At 41.4% G+C, this 20,529-nt stretch carries 17 protein-coding genes and 2 pseudogenes; 7 read left to right on the forward strand and 12 right to left on the reverse strand.

The annotated features are described in order from the left end of the window. Nucleotides 1-54: 54 nt before the first annotated feature. On the forward strand, nt 55-882 hold the full coding sequence (larE, locus tag ACEW80_RS15890; protein ID WP_373527563.1) for an ATP-dependent sacrificial sulfur transferase LarE: 828 nt from the start codon (nt 55-57) through the stop codon (nt 880-882). Between the two features lie 290 nt (nt 883-1,172). Here the strand turns inward: larE and ACEW80_RS15895 are convergent, their stop codons facing one another. After that, nucleotides 1,173-2,219, reverse strand: coding sequence for an SGNH/GDSL hydrolase family protein (locus ACEW80_RS15895; RefSeq protein WP_373527521.1), 1,047 nt, complete (start codon nt 2,217-2,219; stop codon nt 1,173-1,175). An 892-nt stretch (nt 2,220-3,111) separates the two neighbouring features. Continuing rightward, nucleotides 3,112-3,966: a DUF72 domain-containing protein gene (locus ACEW80_RS15900; RefSeq protein WP_373527522.1), complete on the reverse strand. Its 855-nt coding sequence runs from the start codon at nt 3,964-3,966 to the stop codon at nt 3,112-3,114. Nucleotides 3,967-4,822: 856 nt separating this feature from the next. Between ACEW80_RS15900 and ACEW80_RS15905 the strand changes: the two genes are divergently transcribed. The 4 genes and pseudogenes from ACEW80_RS15905 to ACEW80_RS15920 form a co-directional block, all read left to right on the forward strand. Beyond that, nucleotides 4,823-5,185, forward strand: coding sequence for a hypothetical protein (locus tag ACEW80_RS15905; RefSeq protein WP_373527523.1), 363 nt, complete (start codon nt 4,823-4,825; stop codon nt 5,183-5,185). Nucleotides 5,186-5,680: 495 nt separating this feature from the next. Then, entirely contained in the window at nt 5,681-6,124 is a 444-nt protein-coding gene (locus ACEW80_RS15910; protein WP_373527524.1) for a retroviral-like aspartic protease family protein, read from the forward strand. 96 nt (nt 6,125-6,220) lie between these two features. Further along, nucleotides 6,221-6,460, forward strand: a complete 240-nt coding sequence (locus ACEW80_RS15915) for a tetratricopeptide repeat protein (RefSeq protein ID WP_373527564.1) — start codon at nt 6,221-6,223, stop codon at nt 6,458-6,460. Between the two features lie 12 nt (nt 6,461-6,472). Next, a pseudogene (locus ACEW80_RS15920) lies at nt 6,473-6,577 on the forward strand (tetratricopeptide repeat protein); the annotation flags it as partial. On the opposite strand, the pseudogene ACEW80_RS15925 reads toward ACEW80_RS15920, so the two are convergent. Beyond that, nucleotides 6,566-6,928, reverse strand: a pseudogene (locus ACEW80_RS15925) (Uma2 family endonuclease); the annotation flags it as partial. The pseudogenes ACEW80_RS15920 and ACEW80_RS15925 overlap by 12 nt on opposite strands. A 14-nt stretch (nt 6,929-6,942) precedes the next feature. Continuing rightward, nucleotides 6,943-9,156, reverse strand: a complete 2,214-nt coding sequence (locus tag ACEW80_RS15930) for a hypothetical protein (RefSeq protein WP_373527525.1) — start codon at nt 9,154-9,156, stop codon at nt 6,943-6,945. A gap of 605 nt (nt 9,157-9,761) precedes the next feature. Between ACEW80_RS15930 and ACEW80_RS15935 the strand changes: the two genes are divergently transcribed. Further along, entirely contained in the window at nt 9,762-10,934 is a 1,173-nt protein-coding gene (locus tag ACEW80_RS15935) for a glycosyltransferase family 4 protein (protein ID WP_373527526.1), read from the forward strand. Between the two features lie 66 nt (nt 10,935-11,000). Further along, nucleotides 11,001-12,155, forward strand: a complete 1,155-nt coding sequence (locus ACEW80_RS15940) for a glycosyltransferase family 4 protein (protein WP_373527527.1) — start codon at nt 11,001-11,003, stop codon at nt 12,153-12,155. A gap of 334 nt (nt 12,156-12,489) precedes the next feature. On the opposite strand, the gene ACEW80_RS15945 is transcribed toward ACEW80_RS15940, so the two are convergent. The 8 genes from ACEW80_RS15945 to ACEW80_RS15980 form a co-directional block, all read right to left on the reverse strand. Beyond that, entirely contained in the window at nt 12,490-14,670 is a 2,181-nt protein-coding gene (locus ACEW80_RS15945) for a CHASE2 domain-containing protein (protein ID WP_373527528.1), read from the reverse strand. A 156-nt stretch (nt 14,671-14,826) separates the two neighbouring features. Then, nucleotides 14,827-16,728: an FHA domain-containing protein gene (locus ACEW80_RS15950; protein WP_373527529.1), complete on the reverse strand. Its 1,902-nt coding sequence runs from the start codon at nt 16,726-16,728 to the stop codon at nt 14,827-14,829. Next, nucleotides 16,725-16,907: a DUF6760 family protein gene (locus ACEW80_RS15955; RefSeq protein WP_373527565.1), complete on the reverse strand. Its 183-nt coding sequence runs from the start codon at nt 16,905-16,907 to the stop codon at nt 16,725-16,727. The genes ACEW80_RS15950 and ACEW80_RS15955 overlap by 4 nt, the downstream gene beginning before the upstream one ends. Beyond that, nucleotides 16,871-17,254 (reverse strand): phage tail assembly protein, encoded by a 384-nt coding sequence (locus ACEW80_RS15960; RefSeq protein WP_373527530.1) that lies wholly within the window; start codon nt 17,252-17,254, stop codon nt 16,871-16,873. The genes ACEW80_RS15955 and ACEW80_RS15960 overlap by 37 nt, the downstream gene beginning before the upstream one ends. A gap of 166 nt (nt 17,255-17,420) precedes the next feature. Next, nucleotides 17,421-17,768: a hypothetical protein gene (locus ACEW80_RS15965; protein ID WP_373527531.1), complete on the reverse strand. Its 348-nt coding sequence runs from the start codon at nt 17,766-17,768 to the stop codon at nt 17,421-17,423. A gap of 11 nt (nt 17,769-17,779) precedes the next feature. Beyond that, nucleotides 17,780-18,274 carry a phage tail protein gene (locus ACEW80_RS15970; protein WP_373527532.1) on the reverse strand — a complete coding sequence of 165 codons (495 nt, stop codon included), beginning with the start codon at nt 18,272-18,274 and terminating at the stop codon, nt 17,780-17,782. Between the two features lie 22 nt (nt 18,275-18,296). Continuing rightward, nucleotides 18,297-18,752 carry a phage tail protein gene (locus ACEW80_RS15975; protein ID WP_373527533.1) on the reverse strand — a complete coding sequence of 152 codons (456 nt, stop codon included), beginning with the start codon at nt 18,750-18,752 and terminating at the stop codon, nt 18,297-18,299. Between the two features lie 108 nt (nt 18,753-18,860). Beyond that, nucleotides 18,861-20,522 (reverse strand): phage tail sheath family protein, encoded by a 1,662-nt coding sequence (locus ACEW80_RS15980; RefSeq protein WP_373527534.1) that lies wholly within the window; start codon nt 20,520-20,522, stop codon nt 18,861-18,863. Nucleotides 20,523-20,529: the final 7 nt, after the last annotated feature.

Raw genomic sequence — 20,529 nt, forward strand, 5'->3', positions numbered from 1 at the left:
ATGACTACAATAGAAATTGTTGGGTGCAATGGGTTTTGGCAGGATTGGGAAATGATGTTGACAGAAAAATTTGAGCAATTGCAAGGCTTATTTAAAGAAATGGAGCAGGCGTTGATTGCCTACTCTGGGGGCGTTGATAGCACTTTGGTTGCCAAAATTGCTTATGATGTATTGGGCGATCGCGCTTTGGCTGTCACGGCTGTTTCTCCTTCGCTGTTGCCGGAAGAGTTGGAAGATGCCAAAGTTCAAGCCGCAACAATTGGGATTTCTCATAAAATCGTCCAGACTTACGAGATGGAAAATCCCAATTACACCTCTAACCCTGTCAACCGTTGTTATTTTTGTAAAAGTGAATTGCACGACACTCTCAAACCTCTGGCTTTGCAGTTGGGTTATCCCTATGTAGTGGATGGGGTGAATGCCGATGATTTGCATGATTATCGCCCAGGAATTCAGGCGGCGAAAGAAAGAGGTGCGCGATCGCCTTTGGCAGAAGTTGGTATGACTAAAGCTGAAGTCCGACAACTTTCGCAACAACTGAGTTTACATTGGTGGGATAAACCTGCTCAACCTTGCCTTAGTTCTCGGTTTCCTTACGGTGAAGAGATTACTGTAGATAAGTTACAACGAGTTGGCAGAGCAGAAATTTTCCTGCGAAAGCTTAGTTGGCAGAATTTGCGTGTGCGTTCAGAAGGCGATACAGCACGTATTGAATTGCCACCAGAACAAATCAAAGAGTTTGTATTGACTACAGACTTACAAAAATTAGTTTCCGCATTTCAAGATTTCGGATTTATCTACGTAACTCTAGATTTAGAAGGTTATCGCAGCGGTAAGTTGAATCAGGTTTTGAATCGGGAAGTATTGAGCGTTAAACCATAGCATTTTCCTGTCCGGGAGACACGGTTATTTTATTTTCGCTTTCCTCACTTGTCTTCGCCAACCGCATCAGTGTTTCATACCAATCCGTAATCGGCAGGTGCTGTTACCTCCTGATCAGCGCGTTGGCAAATTTCTCGAAAATAGGGGTAGCGCTCTCTGAGGAACTTGCGAAAATTTATCGTTTAATTTACAAATATTTATATTTACAACTACTATTTATTAGTAATTCACACAATTACAGAACTTCTGGTGATAGGGGTAGCGTCTTGCACAGAAGCGATCGCTTAATTCTAGCGCTGACTGAGCTTGTATTCTATTTGCTGTAGTGCCGATCGCCACACATCATATCCTTCTTGAGACAGGTGCAAGCCATCTGTAGTCAACTCTGGGCGCAAATTACCTTCCATATCCGTAAACCAGCTATAGATATTTAGATAATTAGCGCCTTCTTGCTTGGCAATCAGGGTTAGTTCTGTGTTGATATGACGAATGCGGCTATTGGAAAGTTTTGGTAGGCGAGTAGGCAAAATTGATTGGACAATGATTTGAGCTTGTGGATGAGTCTGGCGTAAGCGGCGGAGAATTCGGCGATAATTACGCCAAATTGCTTGATCGCTAGCGCCTTTTCGTAAGTCGTTAATCCCAGCCATAACGTAAATCACATTTGGCCGCGTTGCTGAAAACGCTCCCAATCTTTTTAAAACGCCACTGGAAGTATCTCCAGATATGCCTTGATTCAGCCATAATTTACCAGCAGGTAGTTTTTCTCTAGGAAACCACATACTCAAAGAATCACCAACTAAGATACTTAGATGATTTACACCTTGACCTTGAGCGATCGCTCTAGCTTCTAAAGCTAGTAAACTTTTCCAGTCGTCATAAGTTAGTTGACGTTTCTTAATCGACTCCCACAATGATTTTAAATTATCACTATCTACGCGTGTATAAATCTGACCTGTTTTCAGAGCCGCCAATCTTTGGTAGTAAAGATGATTGCCAGATGTCAGTGAGAGACTAGCTGTTTTGGCGCTGGCGTTAACTAATGACTCTGTTGGAGCTGGTAATGCCTGACTACTGAATTCTGGTACGCTATGGACGTTTTTCTCTACTGTTGGCTGCGAACTTTTTAGGGGTTGCCACGCTTGGGCGCTGAGTTCTGCTAAGGAGAGATCAACGCTCTTGATAACTTCTGTACTGACTATTGTCTGCGAACCTTGTTTTAAATCCCACAGGAATCTAGAATTTTCTGGCAGGACAATCGACAGATGTGGAAGAGCCGATGCTGGTATTGCCAATCCTGTTAACAAGCCTGCTGCCAACAGATAAGGGTCCTTCATCGCTTAGTCTCTCCTTTATTCACTGCTTTTCCCTATGACAGCATTATTTGACTGTATTCAGGAAAATTTTACTTTGGTTAAGTTATTATTCTTATTCACACTGTGTAGTTCTGTAAAGCGTATTTACAAGATTATATTTGATAATTTACAATCTCTTTAAAGTACGGTTTTACAGGTGGGATACAAGTCTTATTTGTGAAGATATTTTTACTGAAAGGATTGTTTTCATCAGCCGACTATTTTCTCTGGCTTAGTTGTCACAAATATTGCAAGTGTCTTTAAACTCTTATGACAGAGGTTTTTGCTTTTGATGTTGCTAGTTATGGTAAATAATAATTTGATTTTAGATTTCCAGATTTCAGTTAATTGTGGCGATCGCATGATAATTTGCAAGAGCGGGAGGTGATGTTTGACGACAAGCCGCTTCTCTAACAAACGCTCCGCGAACACATATAGGTTTTTTAATTTCTCATCTAAAAAAGTTGAGTGGTGCAAATGCATCAGTTATCAAATGTTGGGATTAGTCAGATTAAGGATTTGAGAACTAGCACAAGGGAGAGGATGTTAATACTATACGACGGTGTGCCTTCAATAAGCAAGCATAAGGTTAGTTATCTGGAATCATCTACATCTATGTCAGACATTATACCCATTATTTTGAATTGAGAAAATTTAAATTTATTTTCATCCAAAACTTGCCTTTTACATTTGATGTCATGATTGAGAGTTTGATGTAAATTCTCCAGTAGCAGAACAAGACGCTGTGCTTATAGCCGTTGTTCTTTATAGAATTTAAAATTTATGTTTTTTATGTTTGCTCATGGAAATATAAATTTAAACACATTTAAGTTGAGAAATATTTTCCATTTTTAACTCTCAACTACTTTCGTATTTACCACAAACTGAGCTGATTAGGGGGATGCTCAAGTTGATTCCAAGGTAAAGGGGGTACTGATGTATCACTCTGTTCCAATAGCTTTTGGAGGTGACGCGCTGTGTTAGGCGATTGCTCTTCTATTGGACAATGAACAAAGAAATAAATTCGCACTCCCATCTGCAACCATTGCTGAATCTGTCTCACCCACTCTTCCATAAACGGCTGATTCACTGATAAATTCGGATGAGAAATAAACCGAATCAGAGTAAAAGGTGCTGTTACACTCAATTGCAGAGGTAATTTGGGTTTGCGCCGTTCCGATTGTAATTGGGGATCATCATCTCCAGTGTAGATGGGTCGTGAATCTAACAGCACTCGTCCCACGCCTAGCTTCTCTAAAAGCGCTGTCAAATTACTCGCATGGGGTTCTTTAAACCAGTCGGGATGCCGAACTTCTAGCGCTAGAGGTGCATCTGTGCGCGGCCAAGCTGACAAAAAGTCAGTTAAATCGTCAAGCAATGCAGGTGCATAACTAGGTGGTAGTTGGGCAAATATTGGGCCAAGATGCTTACCTAAAGGGCGCATCCCTTCCAGAAATTTTAAAGCAGCAGGTATATATGGTTGTAGTAATCCTTGATGGGTAATATCTCGCGGTAATTTCAAGCAAAATTCAAAACCCTCTGGTGTTTCGGCAGCCCAACGAGTTACAGTTTCTTGGTTAGGCACGGCATAGAAAGTGGTGTTACCTTCTACAGTGGTGAAGCGACGACTGTAGAGATTGAGAAAATCGCTTGTGCGAGTTCCTTGGGGATAGAGTTCGCCCACCCAACCTTTGTATGCCCAAACAGCGCAACCAATAAAAAAGTTCACAGTGCCTAAAAGTCTTGATGGTCATTATTCAATTTTACGATAGGTTCTAGCGATTGCTGAGGTTGCAATTTCTATAGAAGTCCATTTTTCTTGATCGATAGTCGGAAAATTACCTGTTGGAGTTCAGCATTGATAGCCCAGAGGCATTTGCGATCGCAATCGCAATTTATTTGCTATCAGGTAAAGTGTCGCATAAAGCTAGAATTTAGGCAGCAACTTTAGGCTAGAAGTAACTACAGTAGCAATTTTACCAACAAGAGACGCTAGCGGTGAGAAATCCTATCGTGCGATGTCTGACGACAAGCCCCTTTGCGTCTACGCTTTGTATCAGTTCAATTCTTGCGTAGGCGTCCCGCACTTCTCTACGAGAGGCTGCGCCCTAAGCGTAGCTATGCCGCAGGCTTTACGACAAAGCTAAAGCTCAGTGACCATCGTAGACATCGCTTTTGTGTTTAATAAAAGCAAGTTTGCTAAGTTCCCATATTAAATTCGGGCAGTTGTTGATTGAATTCGGGCAGTTGTTTACTGAATTCGGGCAGTTGTTTACTGAATTTGGGCAGTTGTTTACTGAATTTGGGCAGTTGTTTACTGAATTTGGGCAGTTGTTTACTGAATTTGGACAGTTGTTTACTGAATTTGGGCAGTTGTTTACTGAATTTGGACAATCGTTTACTGAATTCGGGCAACCTCCAAGAATTTACATAAAGCCATTCAATATATTTGTGATAAATAAGTCAATTTATACTGAATAATGCGGGTGTCAAGTAACCCTAATTTTGTCTATTCTAGTGCTGTACAGTTCAGGGTAGAACTCAGTTTTTGTCCTGGCGCATTATTAATAACAGGAAAGTGATTTATGTCACGTCCAAAACGCGGGTCTAAAGTACTTGATAGAGCACAGCGTCGAATTGCGGCTTTGAAATCGATCAGTCCTACCTTAGACTTAGGCAATGGGGTAACTATTGACTCCTTTGCAGTCATCATCAAAACAACGCAAGATAAGTTGGAAGCTTATAACTCAACCCTCTCCACCGTGGATCTGACTCAGGGAGCCTTAGAAGTTGCCGAAAAGTCGCTGATGGAACTAACAGAACATATGTTACTCAGTGTAGCTGCAAAGTATGGCAAGAATAGCGTTGAGTACAAAATGGCAGGAGGCGTTCGTCGAAGCGAGCGCAAGCGTCCGGTGCGTCAGCCTAAACAAAGGGCTGTTGTTTGATAAGGACGCTGTTTGATGTGGAATATTTTGCTATAGCGGTTCCCATTCAGATGCGGTACAAAATTATATCGCCAAGTGTAAGGACATGGCAGTACCGTGCCCCTACGGGTATAACTCATGGAAACAAGAACCGCTATAATGCGCCTATAAGTTGCACTTCTTTTTGTAGAAGCTAGTCAAGAGTCTAGAGTAACCCTAATCGACCTCATTAATTTATCTGACTTTTCCCGTTATCTCCTTAATTCAGCGATGTCTACGATGGTCACTGAGCTTTGTCGTAAAGCCTGCGGCATAGCTACGCTTAGGGCGCAGCCTCTCGTAGAGAAGTGCGGGCTACGCCTACACTTACTCTACTCCTAGCCCAAAGCCCTGTTTTATCCTGATTTATTGTCATTAATATTAATTTATTCTCAATAAAAGATGGTCTGAAACCCTTGCTATTTTGTTGTTTCACGACTTAATGGCAAAAGTCAGATTAATTTATAGGAAAATGATATGACAAATAGCAAAAGTGAAAAAATGGGCAAAGTAACTACCACAATCACTATTACTAACCAAATTGACCAAACTCTCGCAGAAAGAGGATTTATTCCCACAGAACAAATACGCTCAATTACTTTACATGATGTTTTAGTTGACACAGGTGCAACAAGGCTGTGCTTGCCTAAAAATATTATTCTTGATTTGGGATTGCCTCTGCAAGGAGAAGTAGATGTAAAAATAGCTACAGGAGTACAAAAAGCTCGGGTTTTTAAGATGTTGAATCTTTCAGTTGAGGGGAGAGAAGGGACATTCAATTGTATTGAATTACCAGAAGGTTCAGATCCGTTATTGGGATTAATACCTTTAGAAGATTTAGGATTAGAACCCGATTTACAAAATCAGAAATTGCGAGTTTTGCCAGTGGAAGGAAAAGATACTTATTTAATGGTTTTGTAATGGAAATCGTACAGATTGACAGTAACGCTTTCTAATTGCTTTGTTTGGTGATTTTAGTAATAGACATTATCATTCTTGTAATAATTATCCCAAATAATTTATGGGTTGGGTCTAACTTGTTATCATCTGGAACAATACCACGAGTCCATTGAATACCTGAACCAAGCTTTGAGAATTAAGCCAAAGTACATTTTGGCGCTAGTATGGCGAGGATTGGCTTGTCAAAAAAATGACCAAGCGCAGCAAGCAGAAGCAGATTTTGAGCAAGCGATCGCACTTACCCCCCAAGATTTAGAAGACTGGCAAGGTAGAGGAATTGCATTAAATGAATTATAACGCTATGAAGAAGCGATCGCATCTTACAACCAAGCACTGAAAATTAAACCAGACTTCGATTGGGCTTGGAACTACCGAGGGATTGCGCTGGAGAATTTGGGACGTTTAGCTCCGTGACACGAAAAGACGCGCTACTTCACAGGCAAAATTGGGCAGCAAGGGCGACGTAATCACATCATCAACCAGCATTAACTGAGCATTGTCTCGTCGATAGACTTCGATTCGTTGAGCAATGCGATCGACAATCCAATACTCCTGCACTCCCTGAACTGAATACAGTTTCAACTTGGCTAATCGATCTCGATCTTCATTTGCTTTTCCCAAAGAAAGCACTTCTACTACCAATTCCGGTGCTCCTCGAAAATGCCCCGCTTCATCCTGAATTTGCGCCAACCGCTCATAACTCACCCACGCCACATCGGGAGCCACATTATCGGAGTCTGAAAAGATTAGCCTTGGCATAATCGAGGTTAATGAAATGCTTACCCTGCTAGTCGATACATAATCACCTTTCCTTTCCAATTTTCTTCCACAAATACCAGATACTCACCATTTGAACGCCGAAAAGCGCGGATACCGTAGGGTATATCAATCCAGCCACTTTCGCCTCCAACTTCTGTGCCTGGTTTTAACTGTTGTACTTGCACTCCCGTCGTGGCATTGTAGACATATACCTCTGCGGTTTTAACTGTCACAGCGAAAACATAATCTTTTGCCACACTAATTGCAGCTGTAGACACTTCGCGTTTGCCGGTGCTGTCGTAAGGAATCACAACCCGCCAGCGAGGAGTACGATTTCCTTGACTCCAATTGTCAAAACGGGCAATCTCAGATCCAGCAACTCCAGCATCGTCGCCGAATGCGGGATGATCTACCGTAAAACCTGACAAATACATGGTATCTGTTTGGGGGAAATATTCGAGCCGCCGCAAGTCGTTAAATATGCTAGGAATAGCTTGCTTTTCCATCGAACTATAGCTGTAGATGGGGTTGCCTTTAGCATCTATTCCCTGTAAAGGATAATGTCGAATGCCGTCTTGTGTTCGCAAAGCTTTCCAAACATCTCCTTTGCTATCTACCCACCACCCGCCGATATAAGGATAATCTTTGCTGGTATCGTATTCGTTCTTTTCAAATGTGCCATTACCGTTGCGATCGCGCCAGATCCACTCTCCTTTTTCTGGCTGCTGCGGTGGCCAATTTCCCGCGATTGATTTTTTATCGCCATTGGTAGCAACAAACATTCCGGCTGGGATGGCAATTTTACCATCGGTGGCTGGATTAAAACGATATATTTGCAGAAAGCTGCTATACATATCCGTGAGGAACAAAAACGGCTTCCCTTGGATGCGGCGAACAAAGGTTCCATCTGGCGATGTATGCAGACGCGGATCTTGAGGATATTTGAAAGCATTTAAGGTGTAATCTTTATAAGTCCATTGCTTACCAGCAGGCTTGCTGTAATCCATCAGATAATGTTCTTGTTTGGTGAATAAATCTACACCATCAGTTTTAGGATCGGCATCTGCATTATCGACGAATATCAATCCCAGCGATCGCCACATTAGTTTTCCCGATGGCGAAAACTTCCGCAAATCTGTTCCTGATTTGTTGAAACCATTGCTATTTATATAGATATTACCTGAAGCATCTGTACCAACTCCGGTAAGTCCATAAAGTTTCAAATCTCGAACTTCACCAGGAACGCCTGCATAGATACCACCTTTACAGCCGAAACTACCTAACTGCACCGGATTGCTTTTAATGTCATAAATCAACATTTGCTGACGTGAGCCATTTTCTGCCACTAACAGCTTACCTTGATGATTAATTGCGATCGCAGTTGGTTCGACGATATCTGCAATCTGTTGGGGCAATTGCTTTCCCCTTGGGGAATAATGTACAATTTTGGCAGGCTTACTACCATTTTTGCTTTGAATAATCCAGAGATTTTTTTGTGGATCAATAGTTATTCCTCCCGGATTAGCAACGGTAAAGCTGCGGAGTTCCTTCATCGTATCAGTATCATAGACACGAATGCGGTTAGCAGCAAAATCACTCACATACAACTCGTTTCCCACAGTTGCTAATCCAGTAACTTCACTTTTAGTACTGGTAATTAACATACTTTTATCCCAGCCACGCCCTTCAGTAAACGGCGCAGGTTTTCCCGACAAATCATAACGTCTAACGCAATGCCAAGTTGTTCCTTCTGGTGGGTAATCTTCTTTTGTATTGCCCCTCGAACCTTGAGTCATGGCAATGTAAACATATTTACTATTTGCTGTTACCGCTTTGCCACCTCCACGACTCCAGCCGTGAGTATCCCCAAGGGCACCAATAACTTTACCATCTTTATATATTGCTGCCTCTGTTCCAGCTTCGTCCCAATGACTGTTAGTATAAACTTTACCATCAGAGGTAACATACATTGCCTCAATATTATTTTGCACCCGCAGATTTCCACTGCCAAAAGTATTACCTATCCACGATGTTTTGTAAGTAAGTGTGGGTGTGCCGGTTGTCGCCCAATCCGTTGTAATTCCAATGGTAGTAACAATAACTCCAAGAGTCAGACTGAGTAAAAAGTTGAAAGTTTTACTTCTTTGCAAATATCTAGGTTTAGATAGTTTTTTGATGTGCTGATTGAGTTGGTGACGGAGTTTTACTAACTGCGCCAGTAATTTATTTTTCATATAATTTCTAAGCTTTTAATTATTTATATACAATCGTTGTTTGTATAATCCGCAGAAAAATATAACTATTTTTTTCAATGTATTAATATTTACCTGTTAAAAATAAATTGTAAATATCAATACAAAATTGTTTGTTTATCGATTAATTAATAGTGCTTTTTCCCTTTCCCTGTCTACTACTCAGCTTGTTGACTGGTAAATATCACATATATAATAATCGATGTTCTTTAGTTACAAAAAACACAGGTTTAAATTCATTATTGACGTTGACATATAAATAGTTTATAAATTGGTGTTCTACAAAAAACTCTTATTGATAATGTATATTCGTAAATTCTAGTAATTCAGGTTGGGATATAACACGCAGTAGGGGCAATTCATGAATTGCCCCTACTGCAGGGCTATTTCATTCTAGGCATAAACCGCCCAGAACTAAAGTTCCTTTTCTTATAGCTAAAGTCCGTTAAAACGGACTATAACATGAGTCTCAGTCGTCTTTAGACGAATGAGTGCTATTAGACTCAGAATTCATTCTGAGGCGGGCTAGATGAGAATGAAATAGCCCTGCCTCTACTGTTTCAAATATATTTATAGGAGACACATGAATGGAAAGTAATAAAGAAAGAAGTTTTGGTTCAGGATCAGCATCGATTGTCACCCTCGGATTAGGCTGGTTTCCCAAAAGTCCCGGAGGATTAGAAAGGTATATTTATGAACTAACTCATAAATTAGCAGCAAATCAAGATCAAGTTGAGTTATGCGGAGTCGGTTTACCAGAAACCGAACTAAATTCGCCGATTAAGCTGACTAATTTGGCTTCTGTTGATAGTGCTATTTGGCAAAGATTATGGTCGATTCGCACTAACTTTCAGAAAACAAGAACAAGCAAACCAGATGCTATTAATTTGCACTTTGCATTATATAGCTTTCCTATTTTAGATATTTTGCCAAAGGGTGTACCAGTTACTTTTAACTTTCATGGACCTTGGGCTTCTGAGAGTCAGCAAGAAGTAGTTAATAAAAACCTCAGTCTTTTAATCAAGCACTGGCTAATAGAAAAAAACACTTATAATCGGTGCGATCGCTTTATTGTTTTGAGCAAAGCATTTGGTAATATCTTACATGAAAAGTATCAAATACCGTGGAGCAAAATTAATGTTATTCCTGGTGGAGTTGATATTAATTGGTTTCAAGCAAATTTATCGCCCCAAGAGGCTCGTAAACAGCTAGGCTGGCCAAATAATCGCCGGATTATATTTACATCACGCCGCTTAGTACATCGAACGGGGGTTGACAAATTATTGCAGGCACTAGCTATAATTAAACCCAGAATACCAGATGTTTGGCTAGCGATCGCAGGTCGTGGACACATCCAAGCTGCACTACAACAACAGGCTACAGAACTAGGACTAGACGACAACGTAAAATTTTTAGGTTTTCTACCTGATGAGCAATTACCTATTGCTTACCAAGCTGCTGAATTAACTATTATGCCTAGTCAATCTTTTGAAGGATTTGGATTAGTAATAGTTGAATCTCTAGCCTGTGGTACTCCTGTTTTATGTACTCCAGTTGGGGGAATGCCAGAAATTTTATCAGAATTTTCACCCGATTTAATTACTATCTCAACAGAAGCATCAGCTATTGCTGAAAAATTAGAACAGGTCCTACTGGGAAATATCGCTTTACCTTCACCAGAAGCCTGTCGCCAGTACGCCACCACACACTACGACTGGAATCAAATCGCCCAGCAAGTACGAAATATTTTATTAGCTTAAACAAGTGAATGTAATCGATATCAAGGGTGCTGCGTGGGTTAAACTAACTGAGAAAGCAGAGGCTTTATGAGAATTTTTTTCTTAGACCAAAGTGGTAAACCAGGCGGTGCAGAATTGTGTTTAATAGATATTGCTAAACCCTATTGCAATCACGCTTTGGTAGGTTTATTTGCAGATGGATCATTTAAAGATTTACTACAGCAAAATCATATCCCAGTAGAAGTTCTCGCAACTCAAGCAATCCAAGTTCGCAAAGAAAGCAGCTTGGTACAAGGATTAAATAGTTTGGCACAACTTGCACCTTTAATTACTAAAGTAGTCCAAAAAGCGCGTGAATACGATTTAATCTACGCCAACACTCAAAAGGCATTAGTTGTAGGAGCAATAGCAAGTTTTTTCAGTCGCCGTCCTCTAGTCTATCATTTACATGATATTCTTTCCAAAGAACATTTTAGCCAAACTAATCTTCGCATTGCTGTTAACTTAGCGAATCGTTTTGCATCATTAGTAATCGCCAACTCCCAAGCTAGTCAAACAGCTTTTGTGCAAGCAGGAGGACGCCAAGACATCATCGAAGTTGTCTATAACGGCTTTGAAGTGAAAAATTATCAAACTGATGAGTTCGACATCAAAAAGTTGCAGCAAGATTTAGGATTGGAGAGAAAATTTGTAGTCGGACACTTTAGCCGACTTGCACCTTGGAAAGGGCAGCATATTTTAATTGATGCCCTTGCCAAATGCCCACCCCAGGTAACAGCCATTTTAGTCGGTGATGCCCTGTTTGGCGAACAAGATTATGTCCAACAATTACACCAACAAGTTGCCAAACTTAGACTAGAAAACCGCGTCAAATTTTTAGGATTTCGTTCCGATATTCCCCAATTAATGACAGCTTGTGACTTGGTAGCACATACCTCCACTTCCCCAGAACCCTTTGGTAGAGTGATTGTTGAAGCAATGCTATGTGGAAAAACTGTAGTTGCAGCAAAAGCTGGAGGTGCAATGGAATTAGTAGAACACGGACTTAATGGTTTTCTAGTGACACCAGGAGAACCCCAGGAACTTGCACAAGTGATTACTACCTGTCTTCAGGAGACGGAAATAACTGCAACCATCGCCAATAATGCTAGGATTACTGCTAGTGAGCGTTTTGATGTTGCAATTATTAATCAGCAAATTGCTCAACTGCTGTCCCAAAGAATACAACAGCTATCTAATTAACTGCCATTTCATATTTTATTGAGATTAGGACTTACGCAAAACTACACGCTGTAGGGGCAATTCATGAATTGCCCCTACCTAAAAATCATTCTTTTTGGCTATTGTTTGCGTAAGTCCTGTAAATAACCCCAGATTCAAATCTGGGGTTTTTAGGTATTAAACTATCCCTTTCAACAGCAGATTTATTTTGTAGGTTGGGTTGAAGCTTTGCAAAACCCAACAAACGCCGCAAAATGTTGGGTTTCGTTCCTCAACCCAACCTACACATTTTTATTTTTTGAGCTTAACCGAACCGTATTGACATAAGGTGGAGTAGTTTCCAAACACCAACCTCTTACAAACTTTCGAGAGTTTTCAGCACCTCTGCCGCTGACTGATATCGTTGAGTAAAGTCAAAATGTACCATTCTATTTAAGATAATAACTAACTCGTCTGTTGCGTCAGTTAGTTCGCGCCAATGATGCCAAATCTGTTGATTGGCATTAGCTTGACTTTGGATAATAACTTCACCAATATTTGTGTCTCTACGAAATTCTCTGGGATCTACTCCAATTAAACCTTGTATTCCCATAATTCCCAACGCATAAATATCGCTGTTTAATTTTGGCAACCCGCTCATTTGCTCAGAAGGTGCATAACCAGGAGTACCAATTGAAATAGTCTGAGCTTCTTGTTGCTGAGGATGAATCTGCTTAACAGCACCAAAGTCAATTAAAACAATGTGCTGATCTGATTCTCGCCTAATCAAGTTACTAGGTTTGATATCTCGATGGATTACACCATAGCTGTGAACGAAAACAAGTACGTGTAAAACTTCTTTGAGCATCTCCACAACTTCAGCTTGTTTTAGTAGCTTATTAGGGGCTAATTCTTTGTCCATAGCGTGTCCTTGAACCAATTCTTGCACTAGGGAAAATTGCTGATTTTCTTCAAAAAAAGCTAGCAGTTGGGGAATTTGTGGGTGCTTACCCAAAGTTTCTAAAATTTCTGCTTCAGCGTCGAATAAGCGTCTAACAACATTTAAATATTCTGCATCTTGGCGGGGAGGTCGCAACTGTTTAACCACACACTGCGGATTACCAGGACGCTGGATATCGTCAGCCACATAAGTATTGCTAAATCCTCCAGAACCCAAGCGTTCAGTAATTTTATAGCGGTTGTTTAGTACTGTCCCTATTGCCATTTCTTGGCCGATGGAATCCATAATTAGCGTTGATGCTGCATCTGATGCGTTACCACGCTGTCGTAAAAGGGCTTGCAATTCCCCAATTAATTGTTGATGTTCTTGAACTCGTTGGGTAATTTCTTGTTGCTCTTGCTTGGTTTGATAAGCACTATAAGCCAGGACACTCCCGGCGGTAAATACTAGCCCTAATGCTGGAGGTATGACTGGAAACCATCCAGCTTGGGTAAAAATGACAAAATTGGCTCCAAATAACGCTGTAAGGGCTGTTGCTACTGCTAATCCTAAGCCTAGCGGGTGCTGAATGCGCCATACTAGCAACCCACCAACTACAGTCCATCCCCATATCCAAAAGACTTTACCCCACTCAGGCAAAAACCAAAATAGAGGCTGTTTGTTGAGAACAGCACTGAGAATTTGACTAACGCTGTGGGCATGAATTTCAATTCCTGCCATTTTGCCAGAATTATCTGACTTACCAGTAGCAAATGGCGTATTAAAAATATCATTTAAACTATTGGCTGTTGAACCAATTAAAACGATGCGGTCTTTCACCAAGTCTGCTTTAACTTGACCTGAAAGTACCTCCGTAATAGTTACTATCTGGGCTACCTGATAACCAGAACGGTAGTTAAGCAGGATTTGGTAGCCATTTGTATCTGCTTTCTGATAACCGCCAGCGTTACTTTGCAGGGGTTTGAATACAGTATCTCGAAGTCGTAGTTCCTTTTTTGGGGTAAATTCTGGTTGGATGCCTCCAACTTCTAAGTATTTGAGTGCTAGTTGTAAGCCAAAGGAATAGGTACTTTGACAAGAATCAGACTCCTCTGCACTTACGAATAATAGGTTGCGGCGAATTGTGGCATCAGTATCTTCTACAACATCATTAAATCCGACTCGCTCTGCTTCAACGCCTTCTGGAGGTGCTATTCCCGGATTGTTAGAACCAGAATGTTTGCAAATAGGAATGATGATATCGCTCTGTTGTATGCGTTGCAGTAGCTTGTCATGGCCGGGTTGTACTGGTAAATCACGAAAAATATCTAGACCAATAGCTCGCGGTTCATATTCTTCAAGTTTGCCTAATAGTTGCTCTAGAAGTTCACCAGATAGAGGCCAATTCAATTTTTGGATATCTTTTTCAGTTAAAGCAACAATCAATAGACGATTGTCTGGGCTGGGATCGCCACGTAATTGCGTCATCTGGTCGTAAACCTTCATTTCTAGAGGCTCGAAAACCCCAATTTTTTGAATGCCTACTAACAAAATTGTAGCGATCGCACTTGAAAAAATAACTGGCTGTCTAAATAAAGTTTTTAAGTTTGCAAACATTTCTTTAAATAAGTTTTGCTTTAAAATATACATATATTTTTAGATTAATTTTTAATATTGCAATTATTCTATGCAATTTGCAATTTTTCTCGAAATACGCAGATCCCCGACTTCTTTAAGAAGTCGGGGATCTTGTTGTTCACGAATAATTTAGTGCTACTCTCCTCTCGCTTTAAGATAATAGACGATCGCCTTTGCTGTTGGTAAATTAGTTGCAAGTAAAACTTGATTAATATTGCATAACCTCAGCAGTGCTTCTTCATTTGCTTGGCCAGGCTGAGGTTGCAGCAAATCTCTCAGGAAAATAACTGCTGAAATTTCTCCGGCTCCAACTAATGAAGCAATTGTTTGATATCCTCCAGAAGTTGGTGCGGGGGTTTGTTGACTAATAGTTATCCCTGCCTGTTGATGTAAGGCTTCGCTAACAGATGGCCACGTAATTGTAAAGCTTTGTGAGAAAAACTCCTGATGTTGAGAAACAAATTCAGCAAGTTCTGATTTCTTGCTTTCGTGAGCAATGAGTACTATGTTTCTTTCAACGATAATTTGCGGAGGCTCACTTACATTTGTTTCTTCGGGGATTGTATCAGATTTAATTACTTCTGCTTCCGAAATTTCTTCAATCGGTTGACTAATGATTTCAGGAGCTTCACTTTCTGTTGTTTCCAAAGATTGAATATTCGCTGAGTCAGAAATTTCACCTACTTGTGCAGAAATATCATCAACATCTACAGTAACTTCTTCTGCATTTGTGTCATTCAAATCAATGTATTCATTATTGAAAACTTGCGAAACGCCATCATTAGGTGCAGTCAATGCTTCCGAAGCAGCAGCAGAATTTACAACCTCCACAGGTTCCACTTCCTCAACATTTGCGCTATCTTCTGTTGTCAATGATGTATCCAAATCTACAACTTTATCACTAACATCCTGTGGAACTTGGTTTAATGCGTCTTCAGCAACTTCGCTAACTTCTGGGGTAACATCACTGAAAAGCTCATCAGTATCTACACTGCTTTTTTCGACAATTACTATATCCAAATTGACAACTTCATCGTGGGTAGCTTCTGGAACAGCGCTCTCCTGTGTAGGAAGTTCGTTGAATATATCACGCGGCTGTACAAAGGTGACTTCTGCTATCAGTGCTGCCTCCAACTCTGCATCTTCATCGTAGGTAACTTCTATAATGGCACTCTGTGTATCACGCTGCTGTACGAAGGTATCTTCTGCTTCTAAGTCTCCAACCGGATCGTGAGTGGTTTCTAGAAGAACACTTTCTTCTTCAGGAGTGTCAATTATATTTTCAGGTATTGCGTTGCTTGCCGGCGTAGGCATCGCATCGTCAACCTCAGCGAAATAAACTTCTGAGGATTCAGTGATTTCTGGAACTTCTACTTCCTCAACATCTGTGTTGACTTCTGCTGCAACTGGTATATCCAAATCTGTAACTTCATCACTAATAGCGACTGGAACTTCGTTGACTGCTTCTAGTGGCTGAATTATATTTTCAGAGACGATTACCTCAACAACCGGGATGACATCATCAGTTTGAGTAGAAGCAACTGCTGATATTTCGCTGATTTCTAGGGAAGCAGCATTAATTTCAGGTGTTTCTACTTCGTTAACTACTTCTGGGGCTGGATTAGCAACATTGGCAGGGCTGACATTTTCAGGCGATCGCGATCGAGAAAACAGTGAAGGATCTATAATCCTAAAGACAGTCTCTGCTTGCTCATAGGCGGCAGCAACTCCTTCCAATATCAAAACGTAATCTGCAATCCGAATAACGTCTCCATCGCTCAAAGCATATTGTCGATCTTTTTCAGCCTGTTTCCCATTAAATATTGAGCCATTTCTACTACCAAGATCACAGAAGTAGTAATTTCCACCTTTAACAAAAAACTTAGCGTGTATCCGACTGATATCAGGACTTTCTAAGATTAAATCAGAATCAGGAGAACGACCTATTACCCATTCTCCTCTAGTTGTAGTTTCTGTGGTAAGGTCAACTTCATTGACTTCACTTAAAGTTGGTGAGTAGCTAACTTTTACTTTCATATTAATTTTTGGTTAATTTTATTAATTTCGGCTACCCAGCGCTGACGGGTAGTGTGTTCTAAATTTAAAATATCATCTTGTGACCAATGGAAATGATAAGCAATAAAAGCTACCTCCTCATATAAAGTATTGGAGGGGTAGCTTACGACTCCCCCGCGAGTTCTAGCTCCACTGAAAATTCAGTATTGCAGTGGGGGCATTGTGTCGGAATGTGGACATTGCCTAGCTGGTTGATTCGATTATAAAATTCTCGCAGATAAGCAATGTCATGTAGGAGCAGTCCTTCGAGTAAGTCAGGGCTAACAGAGTTGAAACTGCCCAAGCGAGTAATGACGTGTGCAAGCATTACTAAAACGCCGTAAGCCTGATTTTGCTGAACTCTGCGCTCTTGTTGCACCAAAATTTCATCTTTGGCGGTGGCTAAACGCATCACCCCATGACGATGTACTCGGTGTTCACCATCACTCAATCCTCTAGGAAGAGTGAAGGCAAATTCTGTGCAGAGAGCATCCTTTTTACGTCGCATAGGTTAAATTTGGGCATTGGGCATTGGGCATTGGGCATTGAGAATTGAGAATTGAGAATAGGGGATGAGTCTTTAAAACTCGTTAATGAATCTTTGAACTCCATTAATGAGTTTTTTTCTACTCTCCTGCTCCCCCATGCCCAATGCCCCATGCCCCATGCCCAGTTCAATTATGAAGCAGTGCTTCGGGAGAATTTACTGTCTCTTCTTTTATGGAAGTTTCGCCTTCCAATCCATTGATTCGACGGTAAAAATCTTGGAGATAATTTAAATCTTGGGAAAAAAAGTTTTCCACTATTGCCGGATTTATTTCAGATAAAGCACCTAAATGGGTAATCACTCGCGCCAAGATAATAATTGTGGCATAAACCGGATTAGCTTTAACGCGTGGGTCACGCAAGGGTGCAATCTCGTCTATTGCTGTTGACAACCGCATTACACCCTTGCGGTGGAGATTGCCTTCAGAGTCTAGATAGCCCTTTGGCAGTATAAATTCAAACTCTGTTGGAAACATATTTCTCCTGATTATTTCACACGTTTAAATTCCTCAAAAGCAACCTCCACCTCCTCAATTTCAATATCATGGCTGCGGGCATTAACATCAGAAATTTTATAACTTGCAGGCCAAGCACCAGCTAATTCAAATCTAGCTACTTCTTGACTTGCTTGATTATAAATAGACAAAGCAACAAGTCTACGTTGCTCAGACCAATTACCCTGTTGGACTTTTTCAAACCACTTCCAAAAATCCATCGATTTGGTAGTACCTCTACGCAGAATGAGATTACCACTCTTGGCATTGCTAGGAAGCTTAGTTCTCACCACCTGACCTTTTGACTGCCCTTTTATACCCCAGGTTTGAGAAGTGACTTCAGAAATTTCAATTACCTCTTGTGTTCTTTTGAAACCTTGACACTCCAAAAAGAAACAATTGGCATCGTTTTGACCTTCTAGTGTCAGTTCCAAATAGAACCGATGGGCTGTAAGAACTTCTGGAATTGTGCTTGCGGATTGTACCACTGTTGATTACTACAAATGCTAATTATTTGATCCGTTTAATTCCTTCGTGAACCAACTCAACTGTTTCATTTGCCATATCACCACCAGAAGCAGTTAAGGTAGGGCCAGTGTATTTACATGGATAACAATTGACAATGTTCCACCGTGCTGTTTCAATGTTTTGTTGGTTATAAGCAACCACCGAACCAGTCTTACGATTCTGTGCCCACTGACGAGGATCACCCATGTCTTCGTTACACTTTTGATACCAAGTATAAAGGTCTATATCATCAGTGGCGATTACTTTTACTGTGATGTTGGTAAATTTAACAACAGTTGGTGTAGCTTGGCGCATTATTTTAGCGCCTTTAGATGAGCCGTGGACTTCTTGCGCTGGGGTATTCTCAACGCCTAATCCACTAATTTCTTTGATGAATTTATCCGTAATTCCATCAGCCTCAAAGTAGAATTTACAAGAGGTTAAATATTCGCCTGCCATACTTTTAGACTCCTTTGTTTGTGTGTGATTAATTTGGGGAATAAGGACTGGGATAGGGAAGTAGGGGAAGAAGAACTATTGATTATTGCCCAATGCCCGAACTTAGTGTTACTCGCTATCTTCAATACCATTCCATTGGCTGATGCGGAAAACAACGAATTCAGCCGGTCGGACGGGACAAACACCGACTTCGATGTATAAACGACCTAAAATTCTGGTTTCTGGTGGGTTCAATTCTTCGTCGCACTTGACATAGAATGCTTGTGCTGGGGATGCCCCAAACAAAGCACCTTCACGCCAGATGCGCTCTAAGAAATTACTGACGGTGCGGGTGACACGCGCCCATAAATCTTGGTCGTTCGGTTCAAAAACTACCCACTGAGTCCCCAGTTCTAGTGATTTTTCGATATAGCTAATTAGCCGACGCACACTGATGTAACGCCACTCTGTTTTATCTGGCTCAACTAGTGTGCGTGCGCCCCAAATGCGGATGCCTCGGTTGGGAAAACTGCGAATACAATTTATCCCCAGTGGATTTAATAGTTCTTGTTCGCGGAAGTTTGTGTCGTAGCCTAAACCAATTACGCCTCTAGGAACTTCATTTGCAGGCGCTTTATAAACTCCTCTGGTTTCGTCGGTACGCGCCCAAACACCCATCACATGACCACAAGGAGGTACTAGAATGGGATTACCGCGATCGCGTGGATTAGGAACTTTAATCCAGGGATAATAAAGGGCCGCAAACATCGAACGACGGTTAAATCTGTTCAACCACTCCACCACTTGTTGAGGTTTGACAGCATCCGGTGGCGCATCCAGTACAACCATGCGGTTGGGTGGATTGGGAATATCGCCACTAGCAGAACCCTCACACATACTAATCATCAGCTCGATGATGCCGTGGACTTGATCTAAATTAAGCACCTGCTCTTGATAAGCCCGCATGACATCAGGACAGGCTAGCATTGTGATTTCATCAATTTCAAACATACCGCGTACCCCGGTGCGATCGTCTCGAACCCCTTCTAAATTTTGTGAAAATCTATCGGGTGTGGTAGCAACAATCGGCGGCGCTAATTCATATTGACCGTTAACCGGACGGCGAGCTAAAGGCTGTCCGCTTTGAGTAACGTCTTCTACAGTGAGATACATCGAATTTCTCAATGCCGCCACCGCATAAACTGCTGCTTGAGCGCCAGGTTCGCGGTTCATGGTCAAGTTATCGTATTGCTCTAGAAGCTCATCTCCCCGACGAATCTGAATTGTGAAGTATTCCCCTGTATTTGGCGGAGCTTCGCCTTCAGTACCTTCGGGTAGAGCGCGGGGCGAACCATCAATAATGACAATATTTACTAATCCGCCTGCTGCTTGCTCAGGGCGCAAAGTCAGGCGGAGGGCGGGACGATTGCCTCTAGAGTTGATTCGTAAGGAAGCCGGTTCTGGATTCGCAGGTTTAGGTGCGCCTGGTAACTGAGTACCGATGCTTGTTACCCAGCAACGACCGCCACCATTCAGAAAGTAGCCATAGACTGAAAAGGGTAAATAGGCGTTGAAGTCGGTGAACCCATCAGAGTTGAGACGGGCAAAGCAATTGAGATATTGCGTCCAATTGGTCACTAACACAGGCTTATATAACTCAGCCCCACCACGAACATCTTCAGTAAAGCCGACAAATCCCGCAACTGCGGTGCTAACACCTTCAATCGGCCGGCTACCCCGGTCAATTTCTTCGATATAGACACCGGGAGCAAAATAATCAAGTCTTGCCATGAAAGTC

Origin of the sequence: Nostoc sp., from assembly GCF_041747015.1 — a bacterium.
Lineage (GTDB): Bacteria > Cyanobacteriota > Cyanobacteriia > Cyanobacteriales > Nostocaceae > Nostoc.

Bases quoted from the DNA above. Each gene is read 5' to 3' on its own strand.
- ACEW80_RS15975 (WP_373527533.1), bottom strand. From the start codon at position 18,752: ATGGCAGGCGAATATTTAACCTCTTGTAAATTCTACTTTGAGGCTGAT.
- ACEW80_RS15945 (WP_373527528.1), bottom strand. From the start codon at position 14,670: ATGTTTGCAAACTTAAAAACTTTATTTAGACAGCCAGTTATTTTTTCA.
- ACEW80_RS15895 (WP_373527521.1), bottom strand. From the start codon at position 2,219: ATGAAGGACCCTTATCTGTTGGCAGCAGGCTTGTTAACAGGATTGGCA.
- ACEW80_RS15905 (WP_373527523.1), top strand. From the start codon at position 4,823: ATGTCACGTCCAAAACGCGGGTCTAAAGTACTTGATAGAGCACAGCGT.
- ACEW80_RS15960 (WP_373527530.1), bottom strand. From the start codon at position 17,254: ATGCGACGTAAAAAGGATGCTCTCTGCACAGAATTTGCCTTCACTCTT.
- larE (WP_373527563.1), top strand. From the start codon at position 55: ATGTTGACAGAAAAATTTGAGCAATTGCAAGGCTTATTTAAAGAAATG.
- ACEW80_RS15935 (WP_373527526.1), top strand. From the start codon at position 9,762: ATGGAAAGTAATAAAGAAAGAAGTTTTGGTTCAGGATCAGCATCGATT.
- ACEW80_RS15980 (WP_373527534.1), bottom strand. From the start codon at position 20,522: ATGGCAAGACTTGATTATTTTGCTCCCGGTGTCTATATCGAAGAAATT.
- ACEW80_RS15910 (WP_373527524.1), top strand. From the start codon at position 5,681: ATGACAAATAGCAAAAGTGAAAAAATGGGCAAAGTAACTACCACAATC.
- ACEW80_RS15940 (WP_373527527.1), top strand. From the start codon at position 11,001: ATGAGAATTTTTTTCTTAGACCAAAGTGGTAAACCAGGCGGTGCAGAA.
- ACEW80_RS15965 (WP_373527531.1), bottom strand. From the start codon at position 17,768: ATGTTTCCAACAGAGTTTGAATTTATACTGCCAAAGGGCTATCTAGAC.
- ACEW80_RS15950 (WP_373527529.1), bottom strand. From the start codon at position 16,728: ATGAAAGTAAAAGTTAGCTACTCACCAACTTTAAGTGAAGTCAATGAA.
- ACEW80_RS15930 (WP_373527525.1), bottom strand. From the start codon at position 9,156: ATGAAAAATAAATTACTGGCGCAGTTAGTAAAACTCCGTCACCAACTC.